The organism is Muricoccus nepalensis, from assembly GCF_006438825.1.
GTDB classification, from domain to species: Bacteria; Pseudomonadota; Alphaproteobacteria; order Acetobacterales; family Acetobacteraceae; genus Roseomonas; species Roseomonas nepalensis.
This window is the reverse complement of sequence record NZ_RCZP01000037.1, coordinates 45,774-52,214: the sequence shown is the minus strand read 5'-3', so window position 1 is coordinate 52,214 and position 6,441 is coordinate 45,774. Positions and strand designations below refer to the sequence as shown.

Genomic DNA, 6,441 nt, shown 5'->3' with positions numbered 1-6,441 from the left:
CCGCCGGGCTGCCGCCGGCCGCGCTGCCCGAGGTGGCGCCGCCGGCCGCGGGGGCGCCGCCGCCGGGGGAGGAGCCGGGCGCGCCGGGCTGGCCCGGGCTGGCGGCGACGGGGGCGGCGTTGACCTGCTGGCCCGGGCGGACGCGCTGGATGCCCTCCACGATGACCTTGTCGCCGAGGTTCAGGCCGCTCTCGACCACCGCGACCTCCGGCGTGTTCTTGCCGAGGCGGAGGTTGCGGCGCTGGGCCTTGCCCTCGTTGTCCACGATGAAGACGTAGCTGCCCTGCTGGTCCTGGAGGACGGCGGCGCGGGGGATGGTGATGGCGAGCACCGGCTCCACGCCCTCGACGTAGACGTTGACGAACTGGCCGTCGATGAGGTCGCGGTCGCCCTCCGGCCCGGTCGGCGGGTTGGGGACGCGGGCGCGGATGAGGATGCTGTCGGTTGCGCGGTTGATCTGGTTGTCGATGAAGTCGACGCGGCCGATCTGGGGGGAGAGGCGGCCGTCGGTGGTGCGGAAGCGGATGCGCACCGCGTCCGCGCCGCCCCGGGAGGCGTAGCGGTCCCGCAGTTCCAGCGCCTGGCGCTGGGAGACGGGGAAGGCGACGCGCATCGGGTCCTGGCTGACGATGGTGGCGAGCGTGCCACTGGTGGGGCCGACGACGTTGCCGATCGTCACGTTCGTCCGGCCGATCTTGCCGTCGATGGGCGAGGTGATCTCGGTGTAGTTGAGGTTGATCTCCGCGGACCGGGCGGCGGCGCGGGCGGCGAGGAGCTGGGCGTTGGCCGTGCGCTCCTGGGCGGTCGCGTTGTCGAGCGTCACGCGGGTGCCGGCGCCGCTCCGCTGGAGCTCCTGCGCGCGGGAGAGGGCGACGCGGGCGTTGGTCAGCTCGGCCTCGGCGGAGGCGATGTTGGCGTTCGTGCGGGCGACCTCGGCCTCGAAGGTCTGTCGCTCGATCCGGTAGAGCACGTCGCCGCGCTTGACCTCCTGGCCCTCGCGGAACACCACCTCCTGGAGGAAGCCGGTGATGCGGGCGGCGATGTCGACGCGCTGCACTGCCTCGACCCGGCCGACGAACTCGGTGCTCTCGGTCACCGGGCGGCGGGCGGCCTCCTGGGTGCCGACCGCGGGCGGGCCCTGGGGGCCGAACTGGGCCTGGGCCGGGCCGGGCGCGGCGAGCGACGCGGCGAGGAGGAGGCCGAGCGCGGCCGCGAGCGGGAGGGGAGAGGCGCCGGGACGGGCGGGGCGGTTTGTGCGACGCGTCATGCGTCGCATGTGGCGGAGGGCGGCGATCCCTGCAAGCCGGCTGAACCGATCCGTTCAGTTTCGTGTTCCGTGGATGGGGCTTGCGAGACGTTATTATTGCGGAATGAGTCGAAACCTGTGTTTGATTTCGTCCCGTGGTACGAATTTGCTTTTGCATATGTTAAACGATGGGCGATAGTGGGGTGAACGATCGGGCGGCTGCTATAGAAGGCAGAGCCGGGTCCTGTGCGGGCAGGCGCCCGGCACGTCATTCCGGCGGGCGCGAGGACCTGCCAACACAGCGGCGCAGGAGCGCCTTGAACGGGAGCGATGCCTTGGATCCGAATGGGCTGACCGGTGCGGCGGCGATAATCCGGACGGATGTGCCCGCGCAGCCGGCAGCGGCGGTGACGCGGGCGCGCCAGGCGCCCCCGCCGCGCGGGAGGCTGCTGTCGCCGCCCTCCACGGCCTCGGGGGTCGCGGCCGTGGGGCGGGCGATGACGGTGCTCGGGGCCTTCCGCCCCGGCGACACCGCGCTGCCGCTGCGGGTGCTGGCAGCGCGGACGGGGCTCTACAAGAGCACCATCCTCCGGCTGCTGGCCTCGCTCGAGCGCCATTGCTGCGTGCGGCGGAACACGGACGGCTCCTGGTCGCCGGGGCCGATGCTGCTCCACTGGGGCTCCCTCTACGCCCGCGGGCTGGGCCTCGAGTCGCTGGTGCCGCCGGTGCTCGACTCGCTGACGGAGGCGACGGGGCAGGGGGCGACCTTCTGGGTGAAGCTCGACGACCAGCGGCGGATCTGCCTCTACCGCGCCGCGCCGCCGCGCACGCTGCGGGTGGCGGTGCAGGCGGGCGACATGATGCCGCTCGGTGCCGCCGCGACCGGGCGGGTCTTCGCGATCTGGGACCCCTCTTCGGCCGAGGCGGTGGAGGCGGAGCCGGAGGTGGCGCCGGGCGCGCACCCCGTCATCGCGACCCAGGGCAGCCGCGACCTCGACGCCGCGGCCATCTCCGCGCCGGTCTTCCAGCCCGGCCGGATCCTCTGCGGGGCGCTGACCCTGTCAGGGTCGAACGAGCGGCTCTGGCCCGAGGTGGAGCGGGTGAAGCCGCTGGTGGCCGAGGCGGCGGCGGGGCTGACCCGGGCGCTGGGCGGCTGAAGAGGTGCGGCCGAGGGCCCGGTTTGGAGGCCTCGGCCGTAAGCTTCCCGAAAGAGTCGCGGGCTTTCACGATTCCTTATTGCTTTCGGGGGAAGATGGTCCTCTCAATGCCGTGAGGGAGTAAACGATGTCTTCTTCGATCGCAGGCCTGAAGACCCGGACGGCGGACCTCGACCGCGCCTCGGGCGACCGCTTCGACCCGCGGACGAGCATCGCCGTGATCGCGGTTCTCTGCGGCGCCCTCTGGTACGGCATCTACGAGGCCGCGTCCTTCATTCTCAACTAGGGCGTCTCGACGGGGGGCGTCTCCGGCCGGGCCTCGGCCAGGGGCGGTCCTGGCCGGGCGGGCGTCGCGAGGGGGCGCCGGGCCCGCCGCGGTCATTCCGGACGGCGGGTGAGCAGGACGAAGAGCCCCGTGCTGATGGCGGTGGCCAGCGCGAAGAAGACCAGACCCGAGCCGATGCCGCCCGCGGCGACGACCGGGCCCGAGGCCGCCTGAAGGATCGCCGCGCCGGCGAAGAAGGCGAGGTTTACCGCCGACATCGCCTTGCCCGTCTGCTCCGGCGGCACGACCGAGCGCGCGAGGGCGAAGACGAGGGGCTGGGCGGAGATCGTCAGCCCGAAGCCGAGCAGCATCGCCGCGTCCCAGGAGGTCGGCAGCGCGCCGAAGGGGCCGCCCGGACCGCCCAGCGCCACGAGGGCGAGGCAGGCGGCCGCGCCGAGATGCCCGATGATGAGGAGGGCGCGCCGGTGGCCGAGGCGCCGGTCGGCGATGCCCCAGAGGGCGGGGCCGATGACCAGCGCCGTGGTCGCCAGGAGGAGGACGTTGCCGGCCTCGACCCGCGTGAGGGCCTTCGCCTCCATCAGCCAGGGTCCGCCCCAGAGGCCGCGCACGCCGATGACCGCCGCGAAGGAGGAGAAGGCCAGCAGCGCCGCGCCCCGGAGCGGGCGGGCGGCGGCCAGGCGCAGGACCTCCCGCGCCTCCCGCCCGAGGCTCCGGCTGCGGTCGGCCGAGGGGCGGTCGTGCACCAGCAGGGCGACGAGGCCGATGACCACGAGGCCGAAGCCGGCCGAGACGAGGTAGCCCGCGCGCCAGCCCGCGCTGTCCACGAGGAGGGCCAGCGGGCTGGAGGAGAGCAGCATCCCGCAGTTGCCGAGCGCCTGGATGAGGCCGGACCAGAGGCCGAAGCGGGCGGGGGAGAGGTTCTTGGCGGCGTAGGTGACGGGGCAGATGAGCATCCCCGCGCAGCCGAGGCCGAGCACCACCTGGGCGACGAGGAAGCCCGCGGCGCCGCCCGCGAGCGCCGCGAGCACCGCCCCGGCCGCGATGATCGCGAGCAGGGTGAGGGAGACGCGGCGCACCCCGAAGCGGTCGAGCGCGACGCCGATCGGCACCTGGGCAAGGGCGAAGGCGAGGTTGTAGGCGCCCGTGAGGGAGGCAAGGCCCTGGCGGCTGACGTCGAGGTCGTGGCCGAGCATGTCCGCGGTGAGGGCGGGCAGGGTGCGGACCATGTTCGACAGGACGTGGCCGAGGGCCAGGCCCACGATCGGCGCGGTGAAGGCGAGGGAGGTCTCGCTCGCGTGCTGCGGCGCCGGGGCGGTGCCGGGCGCCGCCGGGGCGGCGGGGTCGTGCGCGGGCGCCGGGGCGGCGCCGGGGATGGCCATGCGGGACGTCCTCGCGCCCCCGGCCTTCGCGGGCGCGGGGGTCGGTTCCTTGGGAAGGGGCTAGTTCCGGAAGATCTTGCCGGGGTTGAGGATGCCCTTGGGGTCGAGGGCCGTCTTGATGCTGCGCATGACGGCGAGCGCCTCCGGCCCGTGCTCGGTCTCGAGGAACTCGGCCTTGCCGATGCCGACCCCGTGCTCCCCGGAGCAGGTGCCGCCGAGGGAGAGGCCGCGGGCGACGATCTTGCGGTCGAGCGCCCAGGCGCGGTCGAGCGCGGTCGGGTCGTCCTGGTCCACGAGGATGAGGGTGTGGAAGTTGCCGTCGCCGACATGGCCGACGGTCAGGCAGGAGAGGCCGGAGGCGTCCACGTCCTCCTGCGCGCCGAGGAGGGCCTCGGCGAGGCGGGAGATGGGCACGCAGATGTCGGTGGTGATGGCCCGCGAGTTCGCCTGGCTGGCCAGCGCCGCCCAATAGGCGTTGTGGCGGGCGGTCCAGAGCTTGTTCCGCGTCTCGAGGTCGGCCGCCCAGGCGAAGCCGAGGCCGCCCATCTCGGTGGTGATGGCCTGCACCGATTCCGCCTGCTCGCGCACGCCGGCCTCGGTGCCGTGGAACTCGAGGAAGAGGGTGGGCAGGGGCTCGAGGTTCTCGAGCTTGGAGTAGGCGATGCAGGCGCGCATCTGGGCCTGGTCCAGCAGCTCGATCCGGGCGACGGGGACGCCGAGCTGCATGACGGCGATGACGCTCTCGACGCAGCCCTTGAGGTCGTTGAACTGGACGACGGCGGCCGAGGTCGCCTCGGGGATGCCCTGGAGGCGGAGGCGGATCTTGGTGACGATGCCGAGCGTGCCCTCGCTGCCGATGATGAGGCGGGTCAGGTCGTAGCCGTTCGCGGCCTTGCGGGTGCGGCTACCCGTGTTGATGACGCGGCCGTCGGCGAGGACGACCTCGAGGCCCATCACGTTCTCGCGGATGGTGCCGTAGCGGACCGCGTTGGTGCCGGAGGCGCGGGTCGCGACCATGCCGCCGAGGGTGCAGTGGCTGCCGGGGTCGACGGGGAAGAACATGCCCTGGTCGCGCAGGTGGTCGTTGAGCTGGTGGCGGGTCACGCCGGGCTCGACGAGGCAGTCCATGTCCTCCTGGCTGACCTCGAGGATCGTGGTCATGCGGGAGAGGTCGAGGGTGATGCCGGCGCGGACGGGGGTGACGTGGCCCTCGAGGCTGGTGCCGGCGCCGAAGGCGGTGACGGGCACGCCGTGGCGGTGGCAGAGGGCGAGGAGCTGGGAGACCTCCTCGGTGCTCTCGGCGAAGGCGACGGCGTCGGGCTGGACGGGGGTGGTCGTGTCCTCGCCGCGGCTGTGCTGGTCGCGGATGGCGGCGTTGGTGGTGATGCGGTCGCCCAGGAAGGCGCGGGCCTGGGCGATGACGTGGTCGACGGGGCGGGTTTCGGCGGTCATGGGGGGATTCCGGTTCAGTCGTCGCGCAGCAGGGGGCAGGTCAGGCAATGGGGGCCGCCGCCGCCGGCGGTGAAGAGGGAGAGGGCGGGGTCGAGGACCGTCAGCCCCTCGGCGCGGAGCGCCGCGTTGAGGCCGGTGCTTTCCTGGGCCGATACCACGCGCCCCTCGCCCAGGGCCAGGATGTTGCAGCCGAGGTTCATGGCGTCGCGGTAGGGCACGGGGAGGGTGCGGATGCCGTGGCCGCGCAGCCAGGCGAGGAAGGCGGGGTCGAGCACGTCTTCGCAGGCGACGGCCAGGCCGTCCGCCGCCATGCAGAAGAGGACGTCGAGGTGGAGGAAGTGCTCGTCGAACTCCTCGACGCGGACCTCCCAGCCGTCCTCGCGCAGCCAGCCCGCGAGCTGCTCGGCGCCGGCGAGGTCGGTGCGGCCGCCGGAGGCGCCGATGGCGGCGAGGCCGGGGCGGATGACGTGGATGTCGCCGCCCTCGAGCGTGCCGGCGCTCGACTTCCGCCAGAAGTCCGAGCCGTGGGCGGCGTGGAAGTCGAGCAGGGGGGCGTACTCCCCGCGGCGCTGCGGGCGCTCGAGCTGGCCGAGGACGGGGCCGCGATGGGTGAGCGCCACGCTGTCCCGCGTGTAGGCCATGTAGGGGAGGTGGGGTTCCGGGGCGACGCGGCGGACGGTGACGCCCGCCTCCTCCATGGCCTGGACGAGCTCGGCGTGCTGGGCCTGGAGGTGGGCGGTGGCCGGGCGCTGGCCGTCGCGGGCGAGGGTGCGGCGGACGATGCTGTTGGTGGGGATCCAGCGGTAGTGGTCGGGCGCGCAGACGAGGACCTCGCGGAGGGGGGCGGTCTCGGAGGCGACGCGCCAGGCGGGGCCGGGCCGGCTGTCCGGCGGGGGATGGGGCATGGGGGGAGGTTAGAGC

Annotated in this window: 6 protein-coding genes; 2 read left to right on the top strand and 4 right to left on the bottom strand. The window is 73.7% G+C overall.

Annotated elements, in window-relative coordinates; translation table 11 throughout:
- Positions 1-1,267 (bottom strand): efflux RND transporter periplasmic adaptor subunit (locus EAH89_RS24335; RefSeq protein ID WP_241667191.1); only part of this gene is annotated, 1,267 nt, incomplete at its 3' end.
- A gap of 362 nt (positions 1,268-1,629) precedes the next feature.
- Here EAH89_RS24335 and EAH89_RS24330 point away from each other — a divergent pair.
- Both EAH89_RS24330 and EAH89_RS31495 read left to right on the top strand, forming a co-directional pair.
- Entirely contained in the window at positions 1,630-2,403 is a 774-nt protein-coding gene (locus EAH89_RS24330) for an IclR family transcriptional regulator (protein WP_161993734.1), read from the top strand.
- Positions 2,404-2,530: 127 nt separating this feature from the next.
- Positions 2,531-2,689 carry a hypothetical protein gene (locus tag EAH89_RS31495; protein ID WP_161993733.1) on the top strand — a complete coding sequence of 53 codons (159 nt, stop codon included), beginning with the start codon at positions 2,531-2,533 and terminating at the stop codon, positions 2,687-2,689.
- Positions 2,690-2,781: 92 nt separating this feature from the next.
- Here the strand turns inward: EAH89_RS31495 and EAH89_RS24325 are convergent, their stop codons facing one another.
- Genes EAH89_RS24325 through EAH89_RS24315 form a run of 3 tightly spaced genes read right to left on the bottom strand, consistent with a single transcriptional unit; the run spans position 2,782 to position 6,425 of the window.
- Complete coding sequence (locus EAH89_RS24325) at positions 2,782-4,068, bottom strand: MFS transporter (protein ID WP_140886300.1); 1,287 nt, start codon at positions 4,066-4,068, stop codon at positions 2,782-2,784.
- A gap of 60 nt (positions 4,069-4,128) precedes the next feature.
- Positions 4,129-5,520 (bottom strand): FAD-binding oxidoreductase, encoded by a 1,392-nt coding sequence (locus EAH89_RS24320; RefSeq protein ID WP_140886299.1) that lies wholly within the window; start codon positions 5,518-5,520, stop codon positions 4,129-4,131.
- Positions 5,521-5,534: 14 nt separating this feature from the next.
- A complete protein-coding gene (locus tag EAH89_RS24315; RefSeq protein WP_140886298.1) occupies positions 5,535-6,425 on the bottom strand; it encodes a dimethylarginine dimethylaminohydrolase family protein in 891 nt (296 codons plus the stop codon).
- Between the last annotated feature and the right edge of the window lie 16 nt (positions 6,426-6,441).